Genomic DNA, 24483 nt, shown 5'->3' on the forward strand with positions numbered 1-24483 from the left:
TCCGCCCCGCACTCCCCGTCCGGAGATCCGCGAGCGGCGGATCCGAGCGAGATCGGCGTACCCATGGATCTGGAGAAGTTGCTGACCGACCGGCTGGCGCCGGCGTTCTCGGCGGTGGCCGGCGGCCCGGTCGACCCGGTGGTCCGGCGCTCCCAGCGCGCGGACTTCCAGTCGGACGCGGCGCTGGCGCTGGCCCGGCGGTTGGGCCGGCCGCCGCGCGCGATCGCCGAGGAGGTCCTGACCCGCGCGGAGCTCGACGAGCTGTGCTCCTCGGCCGAGGTGTCCGGGCCGGGGTTCATCAACCTGACCGTCGCCGACCGGACCCTCGGCGGGCTGGTGTCGGCGTTGGCCGCCGACCCGCGGCTCGGCGTGCCGGTCAGCGCCGAGCCGGAGACGGTGGTGGTGGACTACTCGGCGCCGAACGTGGCGAAGGAGATGCACGTCGGGCACCTGCGGTCGACGGTGATCGGCGACGCGGTGGCCCGGCTGCTGGAGTGGCGGGGGCACCGGGTGGTCCGGGCCAACCACCTGGGCGACTGGGGCACCCCGTTCGGGATGCTCATCGAGCACCTGGTCGACCTGGGTGAGGCCGAGGCGACGCAGGAACTGTCGATGGGCGACCTGGACTCGTTCTACAAGGCGGCCCGGGCGAAGTTCGACGCCGACGAGGCGTTCCGGGAGCGGGCCCGGCTGCGGGTGGTGGCGTTGCAGGGCGGCGACGAGCGGACCCGGCGGCTGTGGCGGCTGCTGGTGGAGCAGTCGGAACGCTACTTCCTCACCGTCTACGACCTGCTCGACGTGACCCTGACCGAGCGGGACTTCCGCGGCGAGAGCAGCTACAACGACCTGCTCGGACCGGTGGTGGACGACCTCGACCGGCTCGGGCTGCTGCGGGAGAGCGAGGGTGCGGCCTGCGTCTTCCCGCCGGGCTCGGTCGGCCGGGACGGCGAGCCGTTGCCGCTGATCGTCCGCAAGTCCGACGGCGGGTACGGCTACCCGGCCACCGACCTGGCCGCCGTCCGGCACCGCACCGGGACGCTGGACGCGACCCGGCTGCTCTATCTGGTCGGCCTGCCGCAGCAGCGGCACTTCCAGATGGTGTACGCCGCCGCCGCGCAGGCCGGTTGGCTGGTGCCGCCGGCCCGCGCCGAGCACGTCGGGTTCGGCTCGATCCTCGGGCCCGACGGGCGGATGCTGCGCAGCCGGACCGGCGAGTCGGTGAAGCTGGTCCGGCTGCTGGAGGAGGCGGTGGCCCGGGCGACCGCGCTCACCCGGGAGCGGAACCCGGAGCTGACCGACGCGGAGGCGGCCGAGGTGGGTCGGGCGGTCGGCATCGGCGCGGTCAAGTACGCCGACCTCTCCAACGACCGGCACCGCGACTACGTGCTGGACTGGGAGCGGATGCTGTCGCTGGACGGGAACACCGCGCCCTACCTGCAGTACGCGTACTCCCGGATCCGGTCGATCTTCCGGCGGGCCGGCCTGACGTCCCCGCCCGCGGCGGCGGTCAGCCTGACCGGGCCGGCGGAGCGGGCCCTCGCGTTCGAGCTGGTCGGCTTCGCGGCGGTGGTGACCGGAGTGGAGCGGAGCCTGGAGTTCCACCACCTGACCGGTTACCTGCACCGGTTGGCCACCGCGTTCAGCGCCTTCTACGAGCGGTGTCCGGTGCTGCGCGCCGACGAGCCGGTCCGGGACAGCCGGCTGGTGCTGGCCGACCTGACCGCGCGGGTGCTGCGGCAGGGCCTGCACCTGCTCGGCATCCGTACGCCGGAACGGTTGTGACCGGCGGTCAACGGGCCGTCCAGGTCTGCACCTCGACGAGGTTGCCCTCGGGGTCGCGCAGGTAGGCCGAGCGGACGCCCCAACCGGGTCGGTCGGCGGGCGGAAGCGCCACCGACCCGGCCGGCAACCCGGCGATCATGGTGTCCACGTCGGGCACCGGCAGGACCAGCAGTACGCCGCCGCCCCGGCCGGCCGGCAGCACGGCATCGGCCGCGGACCGGTCGAGGATCGCCAGCACGGTCTCGCCGCCCTGGTCGAAGCTCGCGTACCCGAACTCGGGCACGAGCCGTTCGGGGGTGCCCAGCAGGTCGGTGTAGAAGCGCAGGGTCGCCGGGAAGTCATCGGCCACCACGCGCGCGTGCAGCGCCATGCCGTGACCGTAGCGGGGTCGACGGCACGGCGCTGCCCGCCCGGGTCACTTGACGACGGACTTCGGGGTGGTCTTCGAGTCCAGCCAGGTGTTGATCAGTTTGGTGAGGTCCCGGCCGGTCTGCTCGTTGACGAAGGCGATGAAGGCGGCCCGGTCCTGCTGGGTGTTCTTCCGCTCCTGCACCCAGGCGGTCGCGAGCGCGAAGAACTTCTTGTCGCCGATCAGGTTGTGGATCTCGCGGAGCATCGCCTCGGGGCAGAGATAGACATTGCCCTCGGCGAAGTTCTTCGGGTTCGGTCTGCCGGGCGGCCCGAGCTTCGCCCGCAGCTTGGCGTCGGCCTGGCGCAGGTAACGGTCAAGGCTCGCGTCGCTGAGCTTCAGGGTCTCCTGGGTGTAGAGGTCCTGGGCGTAGGTGGCGAAGCCCTCGTTGAGCCAGAGGTCGTTCCAGGTGGTCGGCGTGACCGAGTCCCCGAACCACTGGTGGGCGTACTCGTGCAGCAGGTCGGTGCCCCAGCGGTCGCGCCGGGCCTTGCTGTCCTCGATCTTCCGGCCCATCGTGATCATCTGCTGGGTCTCCATGCCGGACTCGGAGTCCACCAGCACGATCCCGCCGGAGGGGAACGGGTACGGCCCGAACCGCTTCTCCAGCCATGCGAGGTACTGCGGCGACTTCTTCAGGTACGGCAGCAGCTTGTCGTCGGCGCCCTTGCGGTACCAGTAGGTGAGCGGGATGCCGTGCGGCCCGGTCGCGGTCAGCTTCTGGTACTTCCCGACCGCGAGAGTGGTCAGGTACGTCGCCACCGGGTCGGTGCTGCGGTAGGTGAAGGTGGTGCCGGACGGCGGCTCGGGGGTGCCGCTGGCGATCGCGGACCAGCCCGTCGGGACGGTCACCTCGATGTCGTAGAGCGCCTCGTCCGACGGCATGTCGTTGGCCGGGTACCAGGTGAACGCCCCGAACGGCTCCTGCATCGTCCAGAGGCCGCCCTCCTTGGTCACGGTGAGCCCGAGCGGCTCCACGTCGCTGCGGTGCGAGGGCATCGGGGTGGTCCTCGGGCTGCCGTGGTACTTCACCACCAGGGTGACCGGCTTGTCGGCGGTGACCGGGGCGGCGACGGTCAGCTTCTCCTTCGCCACCGCGCCGGTGACCGTCGTGCCGTCCAGGGTCACCGCGTCCACCTGGTAGGGCATGAAGTCGAGGACCAGGTTCGGTGCGTCCTTCGTGGGGCGGATCCGCAGTGTGGCGGTGCCGGTGAGGGTCTTCGTGGGCGGTGCCCAGTCCAGCGCAAGGCCGTAGTGCAGCACGTCGAGCGCGGCCGTGCCACGGGCCGGATACACCGGGTCGGCGACCGGGGTCGACTTTCCGGCCTGCCAGGCCGTGTAGTCGACAGCCGGGGTGCTCGGGCTGGCCGAGGCGGCGGGGGTGCCGGTCGCCGGGGCCTTCGCGGTGGAGGTGCAGCCGGCCACGAGCAGCGGCGGCAGCAGCAGCAGGGTCAGGAGTACGGGGCGGCGCATCAGCGCACCGTACGGGAGCCACGGTGCACCGTGGGGGCACGGCGTGACCACCCGTCCCCGGTCGCAATTATCAAACGCCGGAAACAATCGAAACAAACTGCACCGTTGATACTGTCCTCACAGGACCAACGGCCCATTGGAATCCCGTTTGGACGGATGCTAGAAAGGATTCGACAACAGGAACGTGAGGCGAGCCCGAGACACAAATCACAGGGCTTGAGCGGAATCGGTGACCGCCGTCACGCATTGCCCCACGTTCCGCCATTCCCACAAGGAAAGGGGTTCAGCCATGTCTGCCATGCTGCGCGTCATCGGACGGGCCATCACGGCGTTTGCGCTGCTCATCGGCGTCGGCGGCGGGTTCCTGGCGATCGCCGGACCGGCCCAGGCCGCCCGGAGCACCGCCGAGCAGGTCACCGTCACCCGCACCGGCGGATTCGCCGGTCTCACCACGGAGTTCACGGTTGCTTCCAACACCGTTCACGCCGCCACCACGGATCTGATCTACACCGTGAACGGACGGGAATTCCGCACTCTCGCACCGTCGTACCTGCCCAGCTCGAATGGTGCCGACCGGTACGTCTACACGGTGACCGTGTCGTACTCGAACGGCGCCACGAAGACCGTGACCACCATGGACGGCGCCGAGGCGCCGGCCGTGCTGTGGCAGGTGATCGACACCACCGTGCAGATCACCAACGACCTGGCCGCCGCCACCATCGGCTGAACCCCGGACCACCTGTTGGCCGGCCCGCACCTGCGGGCCGGCCAGCACATCCGGACAAAGGTTCCTTTCGCGGCGTTCCTCTCAGGCCCTGCCGGGTGCCGCCCAGCACACCGGGCGGCACCGGAGAGGACCAGACGTTGAGCGGCAACCAGTACCAGGAGCAGTACCGCGGGCCGGATGAGCAGACCGGCGGCAAGCAGTCGGCGGGTCCGGACGGCTGGCGGCCGTCGACGGCCGGTCGGCCATCCGTGCCGTCCGACCGTCCTGATCGGAGCTGACGGTCTCGTCGATGTCTGCCGCTCGTGCGATCCTTCCCTGCGCGGGCGCTCGGCATGTTGCCCGCCATCATCACGGGGAGGACCAGCTTGCGTGCCCACGCGCGCGCTTCTCGGCGCTTTTTGTCAACTGCCATGGCCCTTGTCATCGGCTGCGGGACGGTGGTCGGCGCGAACGCCAACCCGGCCGCGGCCGATGTCGGCGGGCCGACCGAACTCACCACCGCCGGCCAGGCGTGCGCCGCACAGGCACCCGGGCCCTACCTGAGCCCGGACCGTCTCAACGACGCCCACGCCGTGGTGCTCCAGGGCACCTGGACCCAGGCGCCCCAGAGCACCGACCCGCAGGCCGACTTCCAGGTGTGGGACGTCACCAGGCCGGATGAGCCGCAGCAGTGGCGCGACGGGGTCGACCAGCGCAACAACCGGGTCTACATCCAGCTTGAGGACCCCGCCCGCCAGCTCGACGGCGTCACGTACGCATGGCGGGTCCGCGTCCTCGACGGTGCGGTGACGTCGCCGTGGAGCGACACCTGCTACTTCACGCTCGACCGCACCGGCGGTGCGGCACCGGCCGTCGCCTCGACGAAGTACCCGTCCGGGAGTTGGGACAACGCCGGCGGTGAGGTGGGTGCCCCCGGGGACTTCGTCTTCACCTCGGCCTCCGACGACACCGTGAGCTACCGCTACCGGTTCTATTCCGGGGAGACCGGTGGCGACGACGACTACTCGACGGTGCCGGCGACGAACCTCGGTGACCCGGCGACCGTCACCTGGACGCCGAACGGCGCCGGCTACCACTCGGTGACCGTGTACGCCGTCGACCGCGCCGGGAACTGGTCCGACCAGGCGGTCTACGAATTCTGGGTACGGGAGACGCGGCCCTCCGTCTTCTCCGCCGCCTATCCGGACTGGAGCACCAACCTGGACTACGGCATCGGCGTACCCGGAGCGTTCGAGTTCACCGCCAACGTCCCGGGCACGAAGTCGTTCGCCTGGCGCATCGACGGCGACGGCCCGTCCGGCTCGGTCGCGGCCGACGCCGACGGCAGGGCCGTGGCGATGGTCGCCCCGACCCGGGCCGGCCGGCAGACCATGTACGTACGCAGCGTCACCAGCGACGGCACGACGCACCCGGAGCGGGCCTACACGTTCGTCGTCGACAACGCGCCCCGGGTCACCGGCGACGTCGACCGGAGCGTCATCATCGGGTCGTCCCTCCGGTTCCACCTCGCTCCGCGCATGCCCGACGTCGAGTCCTACCTCTACTGGCAACGCGACTACAACGGGAACGAGTCCGACCAGAAGACCGTCCTGCCGGCCGGCGCGGACGGCACCGCGGACCTGACCTGGACCGCCACCAACGAGAACATGAACACGCGGGCGCTTCTCGTGCAGAGCCGCAGCGCCGACGGCACCCTGTCCGAGCCCCGGTTCATCGCCATCTCGGTCCAGGACGCCAGCCCGTACGTGACCCGCAGCGGCGGCGACGTGCTCGGGTCGACGGCCACCTTCACCGCGCGCACCGAGATGGCGAACGTCGCGGAGTACGAGGTGCTCCTCAACCGCGACCCCGCCACCCGGCAGGTACTGCCGGCCGCAGCCGACGGAACGGTGACCTTCCGGTACACCCTCACCAAGCGCGGCTACACCTACGTCACCGTGGTCGCCCGGAACGCGGCCGGCGTGCGGACGGGCGAGGGTGGCACCTCCTGGTCGGTCACCGACTCCCCGGTGGTCGTCTCCACCGACTTCCCCTCGTCGGGCTCCGGCAAAATCGCGCCGGGCACCTTCACCTTCAAGCCGCGGCAGCCCGGCGCGGTGAAGTACACGTACCAGGTGGGCGGCGTGGAGGAAACCGTCGCGGCGGCGGCGGACGGCACAGCGACGATCACCTGGACGCCGCCGGACTCCGGCTACCACACGCTCTACGTGAAGAGCCTGACGGCGGACGGCGTCCAGTCGTTGCAGACCTCCTACTCCTTCTACGTGGCACCCGACCCGCTCACCGTGACGTCCGTGTCGCCGACCTCGGTCGTCGCCGGCGGCGTACGCACGATCACCGTCACCGGTACCGGATTTCACCAGGAGGACCAGGTCACGGTCACTCCGACGGGCGGCGCGACGCTGACCGCGACGGTGCAGAGCGTCTCCGCCGACCACCGGACCCTCACCGCCGAGGTGGACCTGACATCCGCCGCCGCGGGCAAGGCGTCCGTCTCGGTACGGCCCAACGACTGGAGCGACGCGGTGTCGCTCGCCGGCGCGTTCTCGATCACCTCTGCACCGGCCATCCGGTCGGTGACCGCGCCGACCATCACCGGCACGGTGGCGGTGGGGGCGACCGTCCGCGCCTCGACCGGGCAGTGGAGTCCGGCCGCCACGGCGTACACCTACCGGTGGGCGGCCGACGGCACCGCGATCAGCGGGGCGACCGGGTCGACCTACCTGATCCCGGCGTCCCTGCTGGGCAAGCGGCTGACCGTGACGGTCACCGCGACCAAGCCCGGCTACTCGGCGGGGCAGGCGACGTCGAAGGCCACCGCGCCGGTCGTCAAGGGCGCGGCGCTGCGGGCCACGGTGAAGCCGACCATCACCGGTACGGCACGGGTCGGCCAGACCGTGCAGGCGACCACCGGCACCTGGACGCCGGCCGCCGACTGGTACCGCTACGAGTGGCGGGTGGGCGGGGTGCTGTCCGGCACGACGACGAAGACGCTGAAGCTGACGGCCGCGATGCGCGGCAAGGCGGTCACCGTGACCGTGATCGCCGGGAAGGCGGGCCACACCGCCGGCCGCGCCACCAGCACAGCGGTGACCGTCCGCGCATAGCACGACAGACCGGCCGGTGCGCCACCTCGCCGATCCGACCCACGGGGCGGCGAGAGGGCGTACCGGCCCGGTCCGGGCAACGATCCACCGACGAGGGCTCAGGTCTCGATGATGTTGTTGTTCTCGTCGATGCCGTGGCTGCGCCAGTAGACGTCCCACTCGTCGTCGACGTGCTTCGGGACCTTGCCCTCCGGATAGCGGACGTACGGCGGGGTCGGCTCCTGCCCGTCCGGGAAGCAGGCGCTGCCGCCCTGCGCGCCCACCGCGATGGCCGGATACTCACCACCGGCGCAGATGCTCTCCTGGAACGAGCACCCGGTGGTGGCCATCAGCCCACCCAGGCCGGCCACGGCCAGGACGATCATGATTCGCGTTCGCATGGGGAGAATTCTGGTCGCCCCGGCCACGCCTGCCATCCGCACGTGTACTCAATCCGGGCACCGCTCCGGCCATCCGTCGCACTGAGCCGGAGGAAGCCATGACCGCTGCTGTACCGCACGGAAAAGGGGCCGTCCCGGCTTCCCGGAACGGCCCCTCACCTGCTGTGCGCCCGAAGGGACTCGAACCCCTAACCTTCTGATCCGTAGTCAGATGCTCTATCCATTGAGCTACGGGCGCTTGCTGCTCGGCCAGTCTACACACCGGCTTTCGCGCGGAGACTCCGGGATTCGAACCCGGGAGGGGCTTTAAGACCCCAACCGCATTAGCAGTGCGGCGCCATAGACCAGACTAGGCGAAGTCTCCCTGGTGATCCGGAGACCACCGCGCCCGAGAATACAGGTCCCCACCCATCGGGGGCAAAGCGGCTATCGACGCCGCGCCCAGCCCTGCGTTTCCGAGGTGTGCGAGGTCACTGTCGGGACTACGCTCCATCGATATGCAGGAGCAGCCGCCGAGCGACCCGCCCCGCCGCGAGCCCACCGGCAAGGCCCGGCGGAGCCGCTCCCCGAAGGCCACCTTCACCCCGCCTACCAGCCCCGAAGCTGCCGTACCGCCGGCCCGGCAGCCCGAGACGGCGGAGCCGGGGACGTCGCCGGCCCGACGGGCGAGGCCCGCGCCGGCCGTGCTCTTCCAGCCTCCCGAGCGGGAGGAGGCCGCCGCCACGCCCCGGCCCCGACGCACGCCGGCAGCTGCCGGGCCGACCGGCGACGACAGGGGTACGCAGAGCCCGCGCCCCGGGTCGCCCGGCCCAGCGGCGGTCAGCGAGCCGGAGCGACCGGCCGGCCCGGTACCGGAGGCGGTCAGCGAGCCGGCCGCCGACGAGGCGCGGAGGCCCGCGCGCCGGGTCACGCCGAAGAAGGCGACCCCGGACGCACGGAAGCGGGCCGACCGACCGGTCGCAGAGCCGACGGCACCAGTCAGTGATCTGCCACACATCGATCCGAAGACGGGGGCCACGGCACCGGGGACGGGGGCCACGGAACCGACCGGACCGGTCGGCTCGTCCACTCCCACAGATCCGGTGACGGCGATCGGCCCGGCGGCGTCCGCCACGGCGGAGCCACTGCCGGCGACCGGGCCGTCGACGCCCCGGAAGTCGAACCCGCGCGGCACCACCGCGAAGAAGACCGCCAGCACCCCCAGGAAGACCACCACCGCCGCGAAGTCGACCGGCAGCACCACGACGAAGGCCGGCAGCACCGCCGAGAAGACCGGCAGCGCCATGACGAAGGCCGGTAGCACCGCCGAGAAGACCGGCAGCGCCGCGACGAAGGCCGGCACCGCGAGGACCGACGGCACCGCCCGGACGGGTCCGGGCACCGGGACGGCCGGCGTCGTCACCCCGACCCCGCCCGACCTGGTCGAACAGTCGGTGTCGCGTACCCCCGGGGTGGAGCTGCGGGCGGTGCGGGCGCGGATGCTGGAGCACCCGGGGTTCGCCCCGGAGCTGCTGGCCCTGGCCGCGGTCGAGACGCTCGGGCCGCGCGCGCGGGAGTGGGCCGAGCGGCTGCGCGAGGCGTACCCCGATGCGGACGCCGACGGCTGGCCCGGCTGGCGGCCCGGCGGTTCGTCCGGCTGGCCGGCACCGGCGCGGCGGTGTCCGCGGCGGCCGGGCTGTTCGCACCGGTGGCGGAGCTGGCGACGGTGCTGTGGACGCAGGCCAACCTGGTGCTGCACCTGGCGGCGGCGTACGGGCGCGACCCGGCCCACCCGGACCGCGCGGTGGAGCTGCTGGTGCTGACCCAGGTGCACCCGGACGCCGACAGCGCCCGGGCGGCGCTGGACGCGGCGCGGGCGGCGGACGGGCCGGGGAGCAGCCGTGGCCACGGGCGGCCGAGGCGGCCTGGCGGTTGGCGGCCCCGCTGGCCGCGCAGGCCGGCGGCTGGCTGGGGTTGCGGTTGGCCTCGCGGCTGCTGCCGGGGGCGGCGGCGCTCGCCGCAGCGGCCGGGAACACGGCCGCCGCGGAACGCCTGGCCGCCCGGGCGGTCGGTGCCTACCGGCCGGCGCGGGCCCGCTGACCGGTCAGAGCCAGTCGAACCAGGCCCTGGGCAGCAGCGCGTAGCCGACGAAGGCGACCACGTCGAGCAGGGTGTGCGCGACGATCAGCGGCAGCACGCGGCGGGTGCGCAGGAAGAAGAACGCGAAGATCACGCCCATCACGGCGTTGCCCAGGAACGCGCCGAAGCCCTGGTAGAGGTGGTAGGAGCCGCGCAGGACCGCGCTGGCCGCGAGCACCGCGCCGAGCCGCCAGCGCAGCTGCCGCAGCCGGGTGACCAGGTAGCCGACCACGATCACCTCCTCCAGCACGGCGTTCTGCACGGCGGCCAGGATCAGCACCGGCACCGCCCACCACAGGTGCGGCAGCGCCGCCGGGACCAGGGTGGCATTGACGCCGAGCTGCGCCGCCGCCCAGAACAGGGCCAGGCCGGGCAGGCCGATCAGCGCCGCCAGACCGGCGCCCCGGGCCAGGTCCGACCCGGGCCGCCTCAGGTCGACCCCGAGCGTCCGCGCCGGCTCGCCCGGGTCCCGGGCCAGCAGGTGTACGGCGAGCAGCACCGGCAGCAGCGCGAAGCAGATGCCGACGAGCTGGTACGTCAGGTCCAGGTAGGGCCGGGGCGACTGGGAGGTGTTCAGCGCCGCGGTCTGCTTGGACAGCGGACCCGCGGCGGTCAGCTTGGCGGCCAGCGAGACGATCGCGTAGACCGCGGACTGGCCGAGGGAGAGCCCGAGCACCAGCAGCGTCTCGGTGCCCAGCATCCGGCGGGACACGCCACCTTCTGTTCGCGACTGCGGGGCTCGCTGGCCCGGCTCGCTCCTCGCGCTCACGGGACCCACTGTGCCGCATGCGAGGCCCCGGTGGCACCGCCCTCACGACCGGCGTGAGGTGATCGCACATTCTGTGCGACCGATGTGCACGCTCCGTGGACATTCTATGCGGGCCCGATCCGCCGTAAGGAGAAGGAGCGTGCCCCCGTGGAGAACTTCGCGCGGCTGTTGAAGGAGAGCTGGACCCTGGTCGAGGAGGACCGGGAGCGGCTGAGCGGGCACTTCTACGCCCGGCTGTTCCTGCTCGACCCTGAGCTGCGCAAGCTCTTCCCGGTGGCGATGACCGGGCAGGGCGACCGGATCCTCGAGGCGATCGTCACCGCCACCCAGACCGTCGGCGACCCGGAGAGCTTCGACGAGTACCTCCGCGCGCTGGGCCGGGACCACCGCAAGTACCACGTCGACGCGGCGCACTACGAGACGATGGGCGTCGCCCTGCTGGACGCGCTGCGCAGCACCGCCGGGGACGGCTGGAACCTGGAGTACGACCAGGCCTGGCGGGACGCGTACGCGGGGATCTGCGAGAAGATGCTGGCCGGGGCGGCGGCGGACGGGAACCCGCCGTTCTGGCACGCGGAGGTGCTGACCCACGAGCGGTACGGCCCGGACACCGCGGTGCTGACGGTCCGCGCGTTGCAGTCCCCGCTGGTCTGGCAGGCCGGCCAGTACGTCAGCGTCGAGGCGCCCCGGCACCTGCCCCGGGTGTGGCGGACGTACTCGGTGGCGAACGCGCCGAACGACGACAACGTGCTGGAGTTCCACATCCGTACGCCGGCCGGCGCGGGCTGGCTCTCCGGTGCGCTGGTCCGCCGCACCAAGCCGGGTGACCTGCTGCGGCTGGCCGCGCCGATGGGCTCGATGACGCTGGACCGGTCCTCGCCGCGGGACATCCTCTGCGTGGCCGGCGGGGTGGGGCTGGCCCCGATCAAGGCGCTGGTCGAGGAGCTGGCCACGGTCAACCGCACCCGCTGGGTGCACGTCTTCTACGGCGCCCGCCACCGGGAGGAGCTGTACGGTCTGGCCGGCCTGGCGGAGCTGGTGGCCGCCCATCCCTGGCTGTCGGTGACCCCGGCGTGCAGCGCGGACCCGGACTTCGACGGTGAGCTGGGCGACATCTCCGACGTGGTGAGCCGCTACGGACCGTGGACGGCGCACGACTGTTACGTGTCGGGCTCCGCCCGGATGGTCCGGTCCACCCTGCGCGTACTGGCCGAGGACGAGGTCCCGCCGGACACCATCCGGTACGACACCTTCGGCAATCTCTAGACATTCCTCCCCCCGAGCCGGGTCGCGTGCCCCCGCCCCCTGGGGCACGCGACCCGGCCCCCCGTTCGCCGGTACGCGGGCCGGGCCGGCAACCGGCCCGCGTACCGGGATCTCAGTAGCGCCAGGGATTCCCGGTCTCGCGGTACTCCTCGACGGGCACCAGCGGTACGCCCGGGGCCATCCGGTCGACGTAGAGCCGCCCCTCCAGGTGGTCGATCTCGTGCACGACCAGCCGCGCCATCGCGTACTCGAAGGACGTGATGATCCGGCTGCCGTCCCACTGGGCGTGTTCCACGTCGATCCGCAGCGGGCGGGGCACCAGGCCACGGTGGTCGAAGAAGGAGAGGCAGCCCTCGTACTGCTCGTCGGTGTCGTGGGCGGTGTCCACCACCCGGGGGTTGAGCAGCACGACGGGCTCGGCGGCCCGGTCGGCGGGTCGGATCACGGCGGCGGCCCAGCCGAGGCCGAGCTGGGGAGCGGCGATGCCGACGCCCTTGCTGAACGGGTGCAGCTCGTCCAGGCGGTCCAGCATCGCGGCGAGCCGGTCGACCACGGACCGGGCGGTCCGTTCGTCGCGGGGCAGGTCGAACTGCCGGGCGTGCTGCCGGAGCACATCCTCGCCGCGCTGGACGATGCCGATGTCGCGCATCCGGTCGCTGGGCCGGACGCGGGCCCCGCCGGCCGGCTCCGGTTCGACGTCCGGCGGTTGGCCGCGGAACCGCCACTGGAGGCGGTAGCGGGCGTTGAGCGGCGGTTCGTCGGTGGCCCAGTCGAAGATCGCCCGGCCGCCCCGGTCGTGGCGCTGGATCTGCGTACGCAGCGGGCCCTCCTCGGCGGAGAGCGAGGTCTGCACTCCCCAGACCTGCGGGTCGAGGTCGGCGGGCAGGTCCAGCCGGACGGCGAGGTGCCGGGTGGGCAGCCGGACGGCCCGCTGGAACCACGGCCCCCACTTCTCCCGCCCGACCTGGTACGAGTACTCGATGGTGACCCGGTCGCCGGGATAGAGCGGGAAGCGACCTTCGCCGTTCTCGAAGAGCAGCCAGATCTCCTTGAACGCGTCCCGGTCGTGCTTGGCCCGCCAGTGCATCGGCTCCCGTTCGCCCCCGTCGTCCCGGTAGGCCCGCAGGTCCAGCTCGGCGAAGGTGAGCGGGTGTTCCCGGTGGTGCCGGTTGGAGCGGCCGGGGTCGTTGGGGTAACGGTCGACGGCGACCCGGACCAGGTAGCGGCTGACCGGCTCGGTGCCGGCGTTGTAGAGCTCGCGGCTGATGACGCAGCGGTAGCCGTCGTCGGTGTGGGTGAGGGTGGCCAGTTCCCGTTCGACCACCAGGCCGGTGCCGGGCGGCAGCCACTGGCCGGGCACGGGCAGCTCGCGGTGGCCGTTGCCGGTGCGGGCGTGCCGCAGGTCGTCGTACTCCCGGAAACGCTGCCAGATCGCGCCGCTGGCCTCCAGGACGGCCTCGGCCCGGCGGGCGAAGTCCTCGGTGGGGCGGTGCCGGCGGCCCTCGACGTGGCTGACGTACGACGGGTCGAAGCCCATCAGGGTGGCGAGCTGCTTCTTGGACAGCCCCCGGCCGGTGCGGTGGCGGGCGAGCTCGGCCGCGAACGAGTCGGCGGCCCGCTCGATGGGAGAGGTCGTCATCAGTTTCCTCGTGGCCGGGAGTAACCAGTTTCACGTTCCGTGCCCGAACGTGTACTGAAACTGCCTCGTATTCGACAGTGTGCTTGACAATCCAGCAATGTTCGTCAATGCTTTCGCCGCCTCGACGCCCCGCTGGCCGGCGTTTTCCGGCCCCACCGCCGGGTAGTAGGCGGATACGGGTCGCCGGAGTGACCGGGACCTCCTCATCCGCCGCCGCCGTCCCTTCCCCCGGACCGACCGCTGTGGTTAGGCTAGCCTTAGCTCAGCTGACAGGTACGGGCCGAGCGCCCGGCGACCAGACAGGGGACGGATCAGGTGACAGCGGTGATGCCGGGGCAGGACGTCGCCGCGCCGCTCGCCCCGGTGACCGCGACCCTGCGTGCCATGTTCGGCACCGACGACCTGCCCGGCCTCACCCCCGGGCTGCTGGTCACCACGGAGGAGCCCCACTGGAGCCCGGCGACCCGGCTGGTCGACGGCACCCTCCTGCCCCGGTTCCTGCAGGCCGCCTCGGTCCGCTGGGGCGGTACGCCGCACGCCTGCGCCGCGCTTGCCTGGAAGTCGTACAGCTACTGGGCGGCCCTGCCGGTCGTGCTCGGCTGGGCCTCGGCCCGGCGGGTGCCGCTGCTCGACCCGGCCGACGTGCTGGTCCACTTCGAGGACCACCGGCCGCTGCTCACCCTCGGCCTGCGCCGCTCGACGACGGTCGCGGTGCTGCCGACCGACCCGCTGGCGCTGACCGGCGCACCGGAGATCCGGGTGGTCGCCGACGAGGCCGCGCTGCTGGCGCAGCTGCGGGGCTCCCTGCTCGACGCCCACCTCGCCCCGCTGATCTCGGCGATCCAGGCGGAGGTCCGGCTCGGCACCCGTACCCTGCTCGGCTCGGTCGCCTCCGGGATCGCCCACGGCATCCTGCGGGCCGCCGACGCGCTGCCCGGCTCGTCGACCCGGAGCATCGGCACGCTGCTCGACGCCCTCGACCTGGCCGACCTGGTGGAACTGGTCCCTGGCCCGGCCGGCGAGCCGACCGTGCAGCGCCGCACCTGCTGCCTCGCCTTCACCCTGCCCCGGCCGAAGATCTGCCAGGGCTGCTGCGTCCGCCCCTCCTGACCGCTGCCGTTCAGTCGACCAGCGGGCGGACGTCCCAGAGCCAGACCCCGCCGGTGCGGACCGGCTCGATCCCGGTCAACGCGGTCATCCCCCGGTACAGCGAGCCGGCCTGCCGCAGCCGGGGGTCGAGGATCACCGCCCCGGCCCGCCAGTAGCGCAGGTCGTCGACCGCGGTGACCCGGTCCAGCGGGCTGATCGGCGGCACCGCGTCCGTCTGCCGGATGATGCCGAAGAAGGTGCTGGTGCGCCGGGGCGGCGCGGTGAACAGGGCGACCCGGTGCGCGCCGGGCCGGGTGTCCGGGCCGAGGAAGTAACCACGGGCGAGCGGCATCCCGAGCCGGGTCTCGGCCGACCAGCGCAGCGGGTCGGCGTAGGTGGTGTCCGGCAGCGGCAGGGTGACGATGCTGTGCCCGCCCGCCACGTAGGGTCGCCAGGCGCCGGAGGTGACGAACCGGGGCGTCGGGTCGAGGCGTACCGAGGGCAGCGGGGTGGGCAGGATCGGCAGCAGGGCCATCGTGAGCACGGTGGCGGTGGTGAACCGGATCCCCGGCCGGGCGGCCGGATGCCGCCGGGCCAGCAGGCGTACCTGCTCGGCGCCGAGGGCCAGCAGCACCCCGATGATCGGGGTCAGCGCGAGGGACCAGCGGGTGGGCACCACCGAGTGCAGGACCGGCAGGTTCTCCAACGGGGCCCACGGCCCGGGGATCCCGGTCTCCCGCCCGTCGTAGACGATCTCGCGGCCCAGCGAGAAGAGGCCGAAGAGCAGGCCGAGGGCGGCCAGGCCGAGCACGACCGCGCTGCGCCGCAGCCACCAGACCAGCGCGATCACGAGTACGACCAGCGGCCAGCCGAAGAAACCGTTCTCCTCGGTGGCGTTCCTGGCCAGCCAGGCGCTGCCGCGCGCGTCCCCGGCCAACGACTCCCGGGACCAGGCGACGAAGGAGGCCAGGTCGGTGCGGTAGCCCCGGATCAGCGGCGACAGCCCCCGGTACGCGCCCGGCCCGAAGAACTGCACGTACAGCGGGTACGCCAGCAGCGTCCCGGCGACACCGGCGGCCACCGCGAGTCCGGCGCCGAACGGCCGTACGCCCCGGCGCAGCTCCGGTCGGGCGAGCGCGAGCACGGCCACCATGACGGCGAGCCCGATCGCGGTCATCAGCAGGATCTCCAGGTTGAGGAACGCCTGCCAGACGACCAGCAGCCCGAGCAGTACGCCGTTGCGCAGCCACCGCCCCGGTTCGGCCAGCCGCAGGGTGCGCCAGACCAGCAGCGGCACGACGAACTGCGACACGATGTTGGGGTGGGCGTTGGCGTGCGACACCATCGCCGGCGCGAAGGCGCAGAAGCCGGCCCCGAGCCAGGCCGGTCCCCGGCTGCCGACGAGCACCCGGGACAGCACGAAGTACCAGGCGACGCCGGTGGCGATCAGCCCGGCGGTGAGAAAGACCAGAAAGGCCGTCCGGGGACCGAAGAGCACGGTGACCGGCGTCATTGGCAATGAAACGGATAATACGGACGTGTTCGCCATGAGATTGACGGCGTCCGGGACATTCATCCGGTCCGAGGTGAATGGATAGGCTAATTGCGTGACCACTCGCGCACCGTGCGCCATCATCCACTCGAACTGCGCCTGATCGGTACGGTTGTCCCGTACGCCGGCGGCCGGGTGCAGCCAGAACCGCCCGGTCACCCAGAAGGCGAGCAGCACGAAGCTGAGCACGGCGGCGGCATCGGTCCACGCGCCCCGGGCGACCCGACCCGGGGCCTCGCGCGCGTCCGATTCAGGAGTAGTCATAACAATTCGGAGCGTAGTCAGGGTATGGCAGGCCCGTGACATGTTTCTGAGTACTGGCGTACTATGTGCCGGGTTCGCCGACCGCCGATCACGTGCCCACCCCCGACCGCAATTCGGCCACCACGGTGCCCCGATTCTTCCGCCGTCCCTCTGGATGGTTCACTCTGTCGGTCCAGGCGCGGGTCAGTCATATCGTGAGGAATCGACGCATGGCAGAAATCACTGGGGATCAGCGCGTCCAGTCGGAGGTGCTCGAAGGCCTGGCAACGGCGGTCAACCACCGTAGGTGGTTCGTCGAGCTGGCGGTGCCCTACCTCGGTGACAACCCCATCGAGATCGGCAGCGGGCTCGGTGACTATGCGCTGGAGTGGTCGGCGCACCTGCCCCGGATCACGGCCACCGAGGCCGACCCGGACCGGCTGGTCCAGCTCAAGGAGCGGCTCGCCGAGCACCCCAACATCGAGGTCCGGCAGATGCTGCTGCCGCACTCCGAGCGCGGCGACTACAGCGCGGCCGTGTCGTACAACGTGCTGGAGCACATCGACGACCACGTGGGCGCGCTGCGCAGCATGCGCGAGCTGGTCCGGCCCGGCGGCGCGGTGGTCATCATCGTGCCGGCCTTCCAGTTCGCCATGAGCCCGGCGGACATCGCCACCGGCCACGTGCGGCGGTACACGAAGAAGAGCCTCTCCGCTGCGATGACCGAGGCGGGGCTGACCGTCGAAAAGATCCACTACGCGAACGCGCTCGGCCTGATCGGCTACTTCATGGCGACCAAGGTCTTCCGGCTGATGCCGAAGGAGGGGCCGATGGTCAAGGTCTACGACACCCTGGTCCTCCCCGCGACGAAGGCGGCCGAGCAACTCGTCCGGCCGCCGTTCGGGCAGTCCGTCTTCGCCGTCGCCCGCGTCCCCGCCTGAGCGGTGCGGGGAGGGCCTCGTCGACCGGGGCCCTCCCCGCCTCCCGCTACTCGCTCACGTGGAAGGTCGGGCGGATGACCGCCCGGGCCAGGGTGTGGAACGCCAGGTTGAAGCCGACGTACGCGGGGCTGGCCCCCGGGCCGACGTCGAGGCGCTCCACATCGAGCGCGTGCACCGCGAAGACGTAGCGGTGCGGGCGGTCACCGGGCGGCGGGGCGGCGCCCCCGTACCCGGTGTCGCCGTAGTCGTTGCGGACGCTGAACGCGCCGCCCAGGTCGGCCTCCTTCACCCCGCTCGGCAGCTCGGTGACCGAGGCGGGGACGTCCACCAGCACCCAGTGCCAGAAGCCGCTGCCGGTGGGCGCGTCCGGGTCGAAGCAGGTCACCACGAAGCTCTTCGTCTCGTCGGGGAAGCCCAACCAGGCCAGCTGCGGGGAGACGTTCCCGCCACCGACGCTGTCGTGCGCGTACCGCGCGTCCATCGGCTCGCCGTTGTGCACGTCGTCGCTGGTCAGGGTGAACGACGGCACCGTCGGCAGCAGCTCGTACGGGTCGGGGGCGATCGGTCGTTCCAGGGTCATCGGGACGGGTCCTTCCGGTACACGGGTTCCTGCGCCCCCTTCATACCCCCTCCGCACCCCCGTCCGAACCGAAAGCCCGCCGTGTCCGAGCCGACCCTGTTCGTGGACGAGTCCCTCCGGACGTACGAACACCCGGGCGTGATCTTCCGATCCGGCCCGGCCGGCCGCCGGGCGGCGCTCAACGGCGGCCCGGACGTCTGGGAGGTGGTCGGCGCACTGCACGCCGTGCGCGCCGAATCCCCCGACCTCGAAGGTGAGAAGCTGGCGGCCGAGCTGATGGAGGTCACCGGACTCGGTCGGGAGCAGATCGCCACCGCCCTGCGCTACTACGCCACCTACTCGGCGGAGATCGACCAGCTGATCAGGGCCAACCACGAGGCCGCCGAGCGGGAGGAACGGCTGTGGCAGGCCGAGCAGGGCCTGCTCCGGCGCCGCGACGCATGACCGGCCTGCTGCTCGACGAGATGTACCCACCGCTGCTCGCGCGTCAGCTCCGGGAACGGGCCCACGATGTCCTGGCCGCGCTTGACCTGGAGGTCGGCCTGTCAGCCCGCTCGGACGAGGACGTCCTGGCCTGGTCCACCCGGCACGAACGCTGCGTCGTCACCGAGAACGTCAGCGACTTCGCCCGGCTGGCTCCGCTGATGCCCCACGCCGGAATCGTCCTCGTGTCGGCCAGGCGGTTCCCCGGACCCGACCAGGGCTCGTCCGGTGAGCGGACGCGCTGGATGCGGTGCTGACCAAGCGCCTCCCGGCCCTGACGGCGTGAGCTGGCTGGGTGTCGGCTGAGACTGCGGAGGGTGTGGGATTCGAACCCACGAAGACATCGCTGCCTTACCGGTTTTCAAGACCAGCGCCATCGGCCACTAGGCGAACCCTCCCGGCCCGCGCCCCCGAGGGGTACGCGCCGTGCCTAGTCTGCCACGCGCCGGCCGTCGGGCGAGCGCGTGTCCCACCGTCGCTGACAGGATGGCGGGATGTGGGAGACCCCGTCGGTGGTCCTGATCACCGGAATCATGGCCGCCGGCAAGTCCACAGTGGCCGAACTGCTGGCCCGGCGGCTGCCCCGCTCGGTGCACCTGCGCGGTGACCTGTTCCGCCGGATGGTGGTGAACGGCCGGGCCGAGATGACCGCGCAGCCGTCCGAGGAGGCGCTGCGGCAGTTGCGGCTGCGCTACGACCTCGCCGCGCAGGCCGCCGACGGGTACGCGGTGGCCGGCTTCACCGTCGTACTTCAGGACGTGGTGCTCGGCGCGGAGCTGCCGGCCATGGTCGCGCGGATCCGGCACCGGCCCCTCGCGGTGGTGGTGCTCGCCCCGCGTCCGGAGGTGGTCGCGGCGCGCGAGCGGGACCGGCCCAAGCGGGGGTACGGCGACTGGCCGGTCGCCGACCTGGACGCGGGCTTCCGGGCCGACACCCCCCGGATCGGGCTCTGGTTGGACACCTCGGCGCAGACCCCGGCGGAGACGGTGGACGAGATCCTGGCCCGGGCGTGGACGGACGGCCGGATCGGGTAAGACTGGGCCATGCGCGCGATCACGATCCCGGAACCCGGTGGACCCGAGGCACTCGTCTGGGCGGAGGTGCCCGACCCGCAGCCCGGCCCCGGTGAGGTGGTGGTGCAGGTGCGGGCGAGCGCGGTGAACCGCGCGGACCTGCTCCAGCGGCAGGGGCACTATCCGCCGCCGCCGGGCGCGCCCGCGTACCCCGGGCTGGAGTGCTCCGGGGTGGTCGCCGCCCTCGGTCCGGACGTGACCGGCTGGGAGGTCGGCCAGGAGGTCTGCGCCCTGCTGGCCGGCGGCGGGTACGCCGAGCGGGTCGCGGTGCCGGCCGGGCAGCTGCTGCCGGTGCCGGCGGGCGTCGACCTGGTCGACGCCGCGGCGCTGCCCGAGGTGGCCTGCACGGTCTGGTCGAACGTGGTGGCGCTGGCCCGGCTCGCGGCGGGCGAGACGCTGCTGGTGCACGGCGGCGGCAGCGGCATCGGCACCTTCGCGGTGCAGCTCGGGGTGGCGCTCGGCGCGACCGTGGTGGTGACCGCCCGGTCGGCGAAGCACGAACGGCTGCGCGAGCTGGGTGCCGCGCACACCATCGACTACCGGGAGCAGGACTTCGTCGAGGAGGTCCGCAAGGTCACCGACGGTCGGGGCGCGGACGTGGTCCTGGACATCATGGGCGGCGCCTACCTGCCCCGGAACGTGGCGGCGCTGGCCACCGGCGGCCGGCTGGTGGTGATCGGCATGCAGGGTGGCCGCAAGGGCGAGCTGGACCTGGGGATGCTGCTGGCGAAGCGGGCCTCGGTGGCGGCCACCGCGCTGCGGTCCCGGCCGCTCGACGAGAAGGCGGAGATCGTCCGCGGGGTCCGCGAGCAGGTGTGGCCGCTGGTCGCTTCTGGTGCGGTCCGGCCGATCGTGGACCGCCGGGTGCCGATCGCCGACGCGGCGCAGGCGCACCGGCTGGTGGAGGCGAGCGACCACTTGGGCAAGGTGCTGCTGGTGGTGTGACGGCTCAGACGGGTGCCGGGTCCGCTCCGGCGTGCGGCAGCACGAGCCGCGCGCCGGGGCCCTCGGCGGCCAGCGAGTCCTCCGGGTTGTAGAGGGCGCAGCGCTGCAACGACAGGCAGCCGCAGCCGATGCAGCCCTCCAGGTCGTCGCGGAGCTTCCCGAGCAGCCGGATCTTCTCCTCCAGCCGGTCCCGCCAGGCGGTGGAGAGTTCCGCCCAGTCGGTGGCGGTCGGCGTACGGGAGGCCGGCAGCGAGTCCAGCGCGGCCCGGATCTCGTCCAGCGAGACGCCGACCTGCTGGGAGATCCGGATGAACGCCACCCGGCGCAGTTCGGAGCGGGCGTAGCGGCGCTGGTTGCCGCCGGTGCGGTCGGCCCGGATCAGGCCGAGGCGCTCGTAGTAGCGCAGCGCCGAGGGGGCCACGCCGCTGCGCGCGGCGAGCTGGCCGATGGTCAGCAGGGATTCGTGCATCACGTCGCCTTGAGTTGAAGTGCCCTTCAACTTGCAGGCTAACCGCATGACCACGACCACCGCCACCGCCCTCGGACCACTGCTGGAGCGGGTACGCGCCGGCCGCGAGTTCGGCCCCAACGTGTACTCGACCCTCGACGTGCTCCAGGTGCTCTACGACCGGGTGCTCCGGATCACCCCTGCCACTGTCGACGACCCGGACCGGGACCGCTTCCTGCTCTCCAAGGGGCACGCCGTCGCCGGCTACTACGCGCTGCTCGCCGCGAAGGGCTTCGTCCCCGTCGAGTGGCTGGACGACCAGGGCGGACCCGACAGCCGGCTCGGCGACCATCCGGACCGGCTGCTGGTGCCCGGCGTGGAGATCGGTTCCGGCTCGCTCGGGCACGGCCTCGGCCTGGGCGTGGGCACCGCGCTCGGCCTGCGCGCCCAGGGCCGACTCGACCCCCGGGTGTACGTGCTGCTCGGCGACGCCGAACTGGACGAGGGCAGCAACCACGAGGCGATCGCGTACGCCGGGGCGACCGGGCTGGCGAACCTGACCGCGATCGTGCTGGACAACCGCTCGGCGAGCCACGGGTGGCCGGGCGGGGCCGCCAGCCGGTTCACCGTCAACGGCTGGACCGCCGCCACCGTCGACGGGCGGGACCACGACGCCCTGCACGCCGCCCTCACCGGGCACGACAACCACCGGCCGCACGTCGTCGTCGCGGTCGTCAAGGACGGGGAGTGACATGCGGGAGACGTTCATCGACACCATGACCGGGCTGCTGGCCGAGGACCCGCGTACGGCGGTGGTGCTGGCGGACATCTCCGCCGCCGCGTTCGCCCCGGCGGCGGAACGCCACCCGGACCGGGTGCTCAACGTGGGGATCCGGGAGCAGTTGATGGTGGGGGTGGCCGGCGGGCTCGCGCTGACCGGGCTGCGGCCGGTGGTGCACAGTTACGCGCCGTTCCTGGTCGAGCGGGCGTACGAGCAGATCAAGCTGGACCTCGACCACCAGGGCGTCGGCGCGGTGCTGGTCGGCATCGGCGGCTCGTACGACCGGGCGGAGGCCGGGCGTACCCACCTGGGGCCGGCCGACGTGGCGCTGCTCGACACCCTGAACGGCTGGACGGTGCACGTGCCCGGGCACCGGGACGAGGTGCCCGGTCTGCTGCGCGACGCGGTGGCCGGGGAGGGCTCGACCTATCTGCGGCTGTCGACCCTGAGCAACGACCGGGCCCACCCGGGCGACGGGAGCCTGCGGGTGGTCCGGGACGCCGGCCCCGGCGCGCCGCTGCTGGTGGCGGTCGGCCCGGTGCTCGACGCGGCGCTGGCCGCGGTGGCCGGGGTGCCGGTGACCGTGGCGTACACCCATCGGCCGCGCCCGTTCGACGCGGCCGGGCTGCGGGCCCTGGCCGGCACCGAGGTGATCCTGGTGGAGCCCTACCTGGCGGGCACGTCGGCGCGGGTGGTGGCCGAGGCGCTGGCCGACCGGCCGCACCGGCTGCTCGCCCTCGGCGTGGGCCGCGCGGAGCTGCGCCGCTATGGCTCGGCCGAGGACCACACCCGGTGGCACGGCCTGGACGCGGCCGGCATCCGCCGCTCGGTCGACGCGTTCCTCACCCGGGTCCCGGCCGCCGCCTGAGGCCCGGGGTTCCGGCCGGCGCCAACGGGGACGGCACCATCCAGTTCGGACCGGTGGCCACCGACTGCGCCGTACGCCGGGTCTTCCTCCAGGGCACCTGCTACGGCACCTACACCGACCAGTGGACGATCCGCACCGACGGCAGCCGGCGCGCGGTGATCGACGCGGTCGACTCCATCCGGCAGACCATGACCGGGGCCGGCTACCTCCGCTCCGACTACGAGCTGGTGCTGATGTCGTACCCGAGCCCGGGCAGCCCGGACGTCGAGGACAACCCGAACTTCCCCGGCTGGTACTCCGGCGGCTGCCTGCTCTATCTGGCCGACGCCGCGTTCGCCCGGAACAAGGCGGTGCCGCTCTTCGAGTCCGCGCTGCGCGCGGCGGCCACCGCGACCGGCACCCGCTACCTGGACGCCAGCCGGCTCTTCCACGGCCACGAGGTGTGCACCGACAACACCTCCGTACGCGGCCTCTACATCGAGGTCGGCATCTGGGACGAGAACGCGGCCCGGCAGTCGTTCCACCCCAACTACCGCGGGCACGGCATGTTCGCCCAGTGCATCACCCAGTTCTGGAACTCCGGCCAGCAGCAGGCCACCTGCGTCGACCCGGCCAGCACCGGGCAGGGCGTGCTCTATCCGGGGCTGCTGGAGTTCAAGCAGCTCCGCAACGCCGCCACCGGCACCTGCGTGGACGGCAAGGGGTACGACTCACGCAACGGCACGGTCCAGCAGTCGTACGCCTGCCACGGCGGCCGTAACCAGGGCTTCTGGTACGACCCCATCCGGCAGAGCCTGCACTCCGAGCTCTCCCACGACCGCTGCCTGGACGTCTCCGGCGGGTCGCTGACCGCGAACACGGCGGTCAACATCTACGACTGCCACGGCGGGGCCAACCAGAAGTTCGTCTTCGCCGGCAACCAGCTCAAGCCGGCCGGCGCGACGAACCTCTGCGTGGCGTTCGACAACCCGTGGCTGGGCACCCCGCGGCTGCGGCTGGCGACCTGCTCCACCAGCACCCGCCAGCAGTGGTCCTTCGAGTCGAGGTCGTTCGCCAACCCGGTCGGCTACGGCCACGACGACTTCATCGGCTCCCGGGTCTACTGAGCCGACGTGTTAACAGGGGCCCCCTGTACAACGGAATCCGTTAACAGGGGGCCCCTCCTTTCAGCTCTGCTTGCGCGGGACGACGACGAGCCGGGCGACGCCGCCGGAGCCCTCCTTCGCGCCGGCCACGCCGACCGTGGTGCCGACCTTGACGTCCGTCGACTGGATGGTGCTGCGCCGCTCGACCACCCGCAGGTCGTCGCCGAAGGTCCAGGTCATGGTGAAGCCGTCGGTGGACTTCACGGTCATCGACTTGTCGTCGATCGCGGTCACCTGGCCGCGCTGCACGGCGACGGTCTTCGTGCCGCCGTCCTTGGTCTGCACCACGACCTCGCCGTGCAGGGTGTTCTTCCGCAGCAGCACCCGGGCCCGGTGCCGCTTGCGCCACTCCTGCCCCCGGGCCCCCTGCTTGTCCTTCGGACCCGCCTGGGTGGAGGCGGACGGGTCGGGCGACGCGGTGGCGGCGACCGGCTCCACGTCCAGGTCGGCCGCGTCGAAGCCCATCGCGGTGAGCGCCTGACCGTCCGCCCCCATCGCGGCGGCCACGTCGACCGCGGTCTGCTTGGCCGTACCCTCCGCCAGTTGGGCCGGGCCGCAGCCGGCGAGGCCGAGCGCGGCGGCGGCGAGCAGCGCGGTGACGCCGGTGGCGATTCCCTGACGTGACATCGGTTGTCCTCTCGTCCGTGGAACCCCAGCCTCCCGCG

At 72.4% G+C, this 24483-nt stretch carries 24 protein-coding genes and 3 tRNA genes; 15 read left to right on the forward strand and 12 right to left on the reverse strand.

All coding sequences use genetic code 11. The features are described 5' to 3' along the window. Positions 1-63: 63 nt before the first annotated feature. Complete coding sequence (argS, locus tag MRQ36_RS11870; RefSeq protein ID WP_242795003.1) at positions 64-1782, forward strand: arginine--tRNA ligase; 1719 nt, start codon at positions 64-66, stop codon at positions 1780-1782. 7 nt (positions 1783-1789) lie between these two features. Here the strand turns inward: argS and MRQ36_RS11875 are convergent, their stop codons facing one another. Both MRQ36_RS11875 and MRQ36_RS11880 read right to left on the reverse strand, forming a co-directional pair. After that, positions 1790-2152 (reverse strand): VOC family protein, encoded by a 363-nt coding sequence (locus tag MRQ36_RS11875; RefSeq protein ID WP_242795011.1) that lies wholly within the window; start codon positions 2150-2152, stop codon positions 1790-1792. Positions 2153-2197: 45 nt separating this feature from the next. After that, a complete protein-coding gene (locus MRQ36_RS11880; protein WP_242795013.1) occupies positions 2198-3664 on the reverse strand; it encodes a M1 family metallopeptidase in 1467 nt (488 codons plus the stop codon). Positions 3665-3893: 229 nt separating this feature from the next. Between MRQ36_RS11880 and MRQ36_RS11885 the strand changes: the two genes are divergently transcribed. Both MRQ36_RS11885 and MRQ36_RS11890 read left to right on the forward strand, forming a co-directional pair. Further along, a complete protein-coding gene (locus MRQ36_RS11885) occupies positions 3894-4391 on the forward strand; it encodes a protealysin inhibitor emfourin (RefSeq protein WP_242795015.1) in 498 nt (165 codons plus the stop codon). A gap of 410 nt (positions 4392-4801) precedes the next feature. Next, a complete protein-coding gene (locus tag MRQ36_RS11890) occupies positions 4802-7498 on the forward strand; it encodes an IPT/TIG domain-containing protein (RefSeq protein WP_242795017.1) in 2697 nt (898 codons plus the stop codon). Between the two features lie 98 nt (positions 7499-7596). On the opposite strand, the gene MRQ36_RS11895 is transcribed toward MRQ36_RS11890, so the two are convergent. From MRQ36_RS11895 to MRQ36_RS11905, 3 genes are all read right to left on the reverse strand, one after another. Beyond that, on the reverse strand, positions 7597-7878 hold the full coding sequence (locus tag MRQ36_RS11895) for an SCO0607 family lipoprotein (protein WP_242795019.1): 282 nt from the start codon (positions 7876-7878) through the stop codon (positions 7597-7599). 165 nt (positions 7879-8043) lie between these two features. Continuing rightward, positions 8044-8116, reverse strand: a tRNA-Arg gene (locus MRQ36_RS11900). Between the two features lie 35 nt (positions 8117-8151). Continuing rightward, a tRNA-Ser gene (locus tag MRQ36_RS11905) sits at positions 8152-8242 on the reverse strand. A gap of 718 nt (positions 8243-8960) precedes the next feature. On the opposite strand from MRQ36_RS11905, the gene MRQ36_RS11910 reads away from it, so the two are divergent. Together MRQ36_RS11910 and MRQ36_RS33240 are read left to right on the forward strand one after the other, a co-directional pair. Further along, positions 8961-9680 (forward strand): hypothetical protein, encoded by a 720-nt coding sequence (locus MRQ36_RS11910; RefSeq protein ID WP_242795021.1) that lies wholly within the window; start codon positions 8961-8963, stop codon positions 9678-9680. Between the two features lie 109 nt (positions 9681-9789). Continuing rightward, positions 9790-9957 carry a hypothetical protein gene (locus MRQ36_RS33240; protein WP_278187485.1) on the forward strand — a complete coding sequence of 56 codons (168 nt, stop codon included), beginning with the start codon at positions 9790-9792 and terminating at the stop codon, positions 9955-9957. Positions 9958-9961: 4 nt separating this feature from the next. On the opposite strand, the gene MRQ36_RS11920 is transcribed toward MRQ36_RS33240, so the two are convergent. After that, positions 9962-10696: a CPBP family intramembrane glutamic endopeptidase gene (locus MRQ36_RS11920; protein ID WP_242801038.1), complete on the reverse strand. Its 735-nt coding sequence runs from the start codon at positions 10694-10696 to the stop codon at positions 9962-9964. A gap of 216 nt (positions 10697-10912) precedes the next feature. Between MRQ36_RS11920 and MRQ36_RS11925 the strand changes: the two genes are divergently transcribed. Next, complete coding sequence (locus MRQ36_RS11925; protein WP_242795023.1) at positions 10913-12031, forward strand: globin domain-containing protein; 1119 nt, start codon at positions 10913-10915, stop codon at positions 12029-12031. 112 nt (positions 12032-12143) lie between these two features. Here MRQ36_RS11925 and MRQ36_RS11930 read toward each other — a convergent pair whose 3' ends face one another. Beyond that, on the reverse strand, positions 12144-13670 hold the full coding sequence (locus MRQ36_RS11930) for a peptide deformylase (protein ID WP_242795025.1): 1527 nt from the start codon (positions 13668-13670) through the stop codon (positions 12144-12146). A 327-nt stretch (positions 13671-13997) separates the two neighbouring features. Between MRQ36_RS11930 and MRQ36_RS11935 the strand changes: the two genes are divergently transcribed. Then, complete coding sequence (locus tag MRQ36_RS11935) at positions 13998-14780, forward strand: ferric iron reductase (protein ID WP_242795026.1); 783 nt, start codon at positions 13998-14000, stop codon at positions 14778-14780. A gap of 10 nt (positions 14781-14790) precedes the next feature. Here MRQ36_RS11935 and MRQ36_RS11940 read toward each other — a convergent pair whose 3' ends face one another. After that, positions 14791-16575: a hypothetical protein gene (locus MRQ36_RS11940; RefSeq protein WP_242795027.1), complete on the reverse strand. Its 1785-nt coding sequence runs from the start codon at positions 16573-16575 to the stop codon at positions 14791-14793. 209 nt (positions 16576-16784) lie between these two features. On the opposite strand from MRQ36_RS11940, the gene MRQ36_RS11945 reads away from it, so the two are divergent. After that, a complete protein-coding gene (locus tag MRQ36_RS11945; RefSeq protein WP_242795028.1) occupies positions 16785-17495 on the forward strand; it encodes a bifunctional 2-polyprenyl-6-hydroxyphenol methylase/3-demethylubiquinol 3-O-methyltransferase UbiG in 711 nt (236 codons plus the stop codon). A 46-nt stretch (positions 17496-17541) separates the two neighbouring features. Here MRQ36_RS11945 and MRQ36_RS11950 read toward each other — a convergent pair whose 3' ends face one another. Beyond that, positions 17542-18075, reverse strand: coding sequence for a YbhB/YbcL family Raf kinase inhibitor-like protein (locus tag MRQ36_RS11950; RefSeq protein ID WP_242795029.1), 534 nt, complete (start codon positions 18073-18075; stop codon positions 17542-17544). An 81-nt stretch (positions 18076-18156) separates the two neighbouring features. Between MRQ36_RS11950 and MRQ36_RS11955 the strand changes: the two genes are divergently transcribed. Further along, entirely contained in the window at positions 18157-18519 is a 363-nt protein-coding gene (locus tag MRQ36_RS11955) for a hypothetical protein (RefSeq protein WP_242795030.1), read from the forward strand. Further along, positions 18516-18815, forward strand: a complete 300-nt coding sequence (locus MRQ36_RS11960; protein WP_242795032.1) for a DUF5615 family PIN-like protein — start codon at positions 18516-18518, stop codon at positions 18813-18815. Before MRQ36_RS11955 ends, MRQ36_RS11960 begins: the two co-directional genes overlap by 4 nt. Before the next feature lie 54 nt (positions 18816-18869). On the opposite strand, the gene MRQ36_RS11965 is transcribed toward MRQ36_RS11960, so the two are convergent. After that, positions 18870-18956: transfer RNA gene (locus tag MRQ36_RS11965), tRNA-Ser, on the reverse strand. A 96-nt stretch (positions 18957-19052) separates the two neighbouring features. Between MRQ36_RS11965 and MRQ36_RS11970 the strand changes: the two genes are divergently transcribed. Together MRQ36_RS11970 and MRQ36_RS11975 are read left to right on the forward strand one after the other, a co-directional pair. Further along, positions 19053-19592, forward strand: coding sequence for an AAA family ATPase (locus MRQ36_RS11970; protein ID WP_242795034.1), 540 nt, complete (start codon positions 19053-19055; stop codon positions 19590-19592). A 9-nt stretch (positions 19593-19601) separates the two neighbouring features. Beyond that, on the forward strand, positions 19602-20576 hold the full coding sequence (locus MRQ36_RS11975; RefSeq protein WP_242795036.1) for an NAD(P)H-quinone oxidoreductase: 975 nt from the start codon (positions 19602-19604) through the stop codon (positions 20574-20576). A 4-nt stretch (positions 20577-20580) separates the two neighbouring features. On the opposite strand, the gene soxR is transcribed toward MRQ36_RS11975, so the two are convergent. Beyond that, positions 20581-21045, reverse strand: coding sequence for a redox-sensitive transcriptional activator SoxR (gene soxR / locus MRQ36_RS11980; RefSeq protein ID WP_242795038.1), 465 nt, complete (start codon positions 21043-21045; stop codon positions 20581-20583). Between the two features lie 46 nt (positions 21046-21091). Here soxR and MRQ36_RS11985 point away from each other — a divergent pair, with 46 nt between their 5' ends. From MRQ36_RS11985 to MRQ36_RS33880, 3 genes are read left to right on the forward strand one after another with little or no spacing between them, the layout of a single operon-like run. Continuing rightward, the gene (locus tag MRQ36_RS11985) at positions 21092-21775 is read left to right on the forward strand and encodes a transketolase (protein ID WP_242795040.1); all 684 of its coding nucleotides are present in this window, start codon (positions 21092-21094) and stop codon (positions 21773-21775) included. A 1-nt stretch (position 21776) separates the two neighbouring features. Continuing rightward, complete coding sequence (locus MRQ36_RS11990) at positions 21777-22673, forward strand: transketolase family protein (protein WP_242795042.1); 897 nt, start codon at positions 21777-21779, stop codon at positions 22671-22673. A 53-nt stretch (positions 22674-22726) separates the two neighbouring features. Next, the gene (locus tag MRQ36_RS33880) at positions 22727-23779 is read left to right on the forward strand and encodes a ricin-type beta-trefoil lectin domain protein (protein ID WP_242795044.1); all 1053 of its coding nucleotides are present in this window, start codon (positions 22727-22729) and stop codon (positions 23777-23779) included. Between the two features lie 60 nt (positions 23780-23839). On the opposite strand, the gene MRQ36_RS12000 is transcribed toward MRQ36_RS33880, so the two are convergent. Beyond that, positions 23840-24445, reverse strand: coding sequence for a hypothetical protein (locus tag MRQ36_RS12000; RefSeq protein WP_242795046.1), 606 nt, complete (start codon positions 24443-24445; stop codon positions 23840-23842). Positions 24446-24483: the final 38 nt, after the last annotated feature.

It is taken from the genome of Micromonospora sp. R77 (genome assembly GCF_022747945.1).
In the GTDB taxonomy this organism is placed as follows: Bacteria; Actinomycetota; Actinomycetes; order Mycobacteriales; family Micromonosporaceae; genus Micromonospora.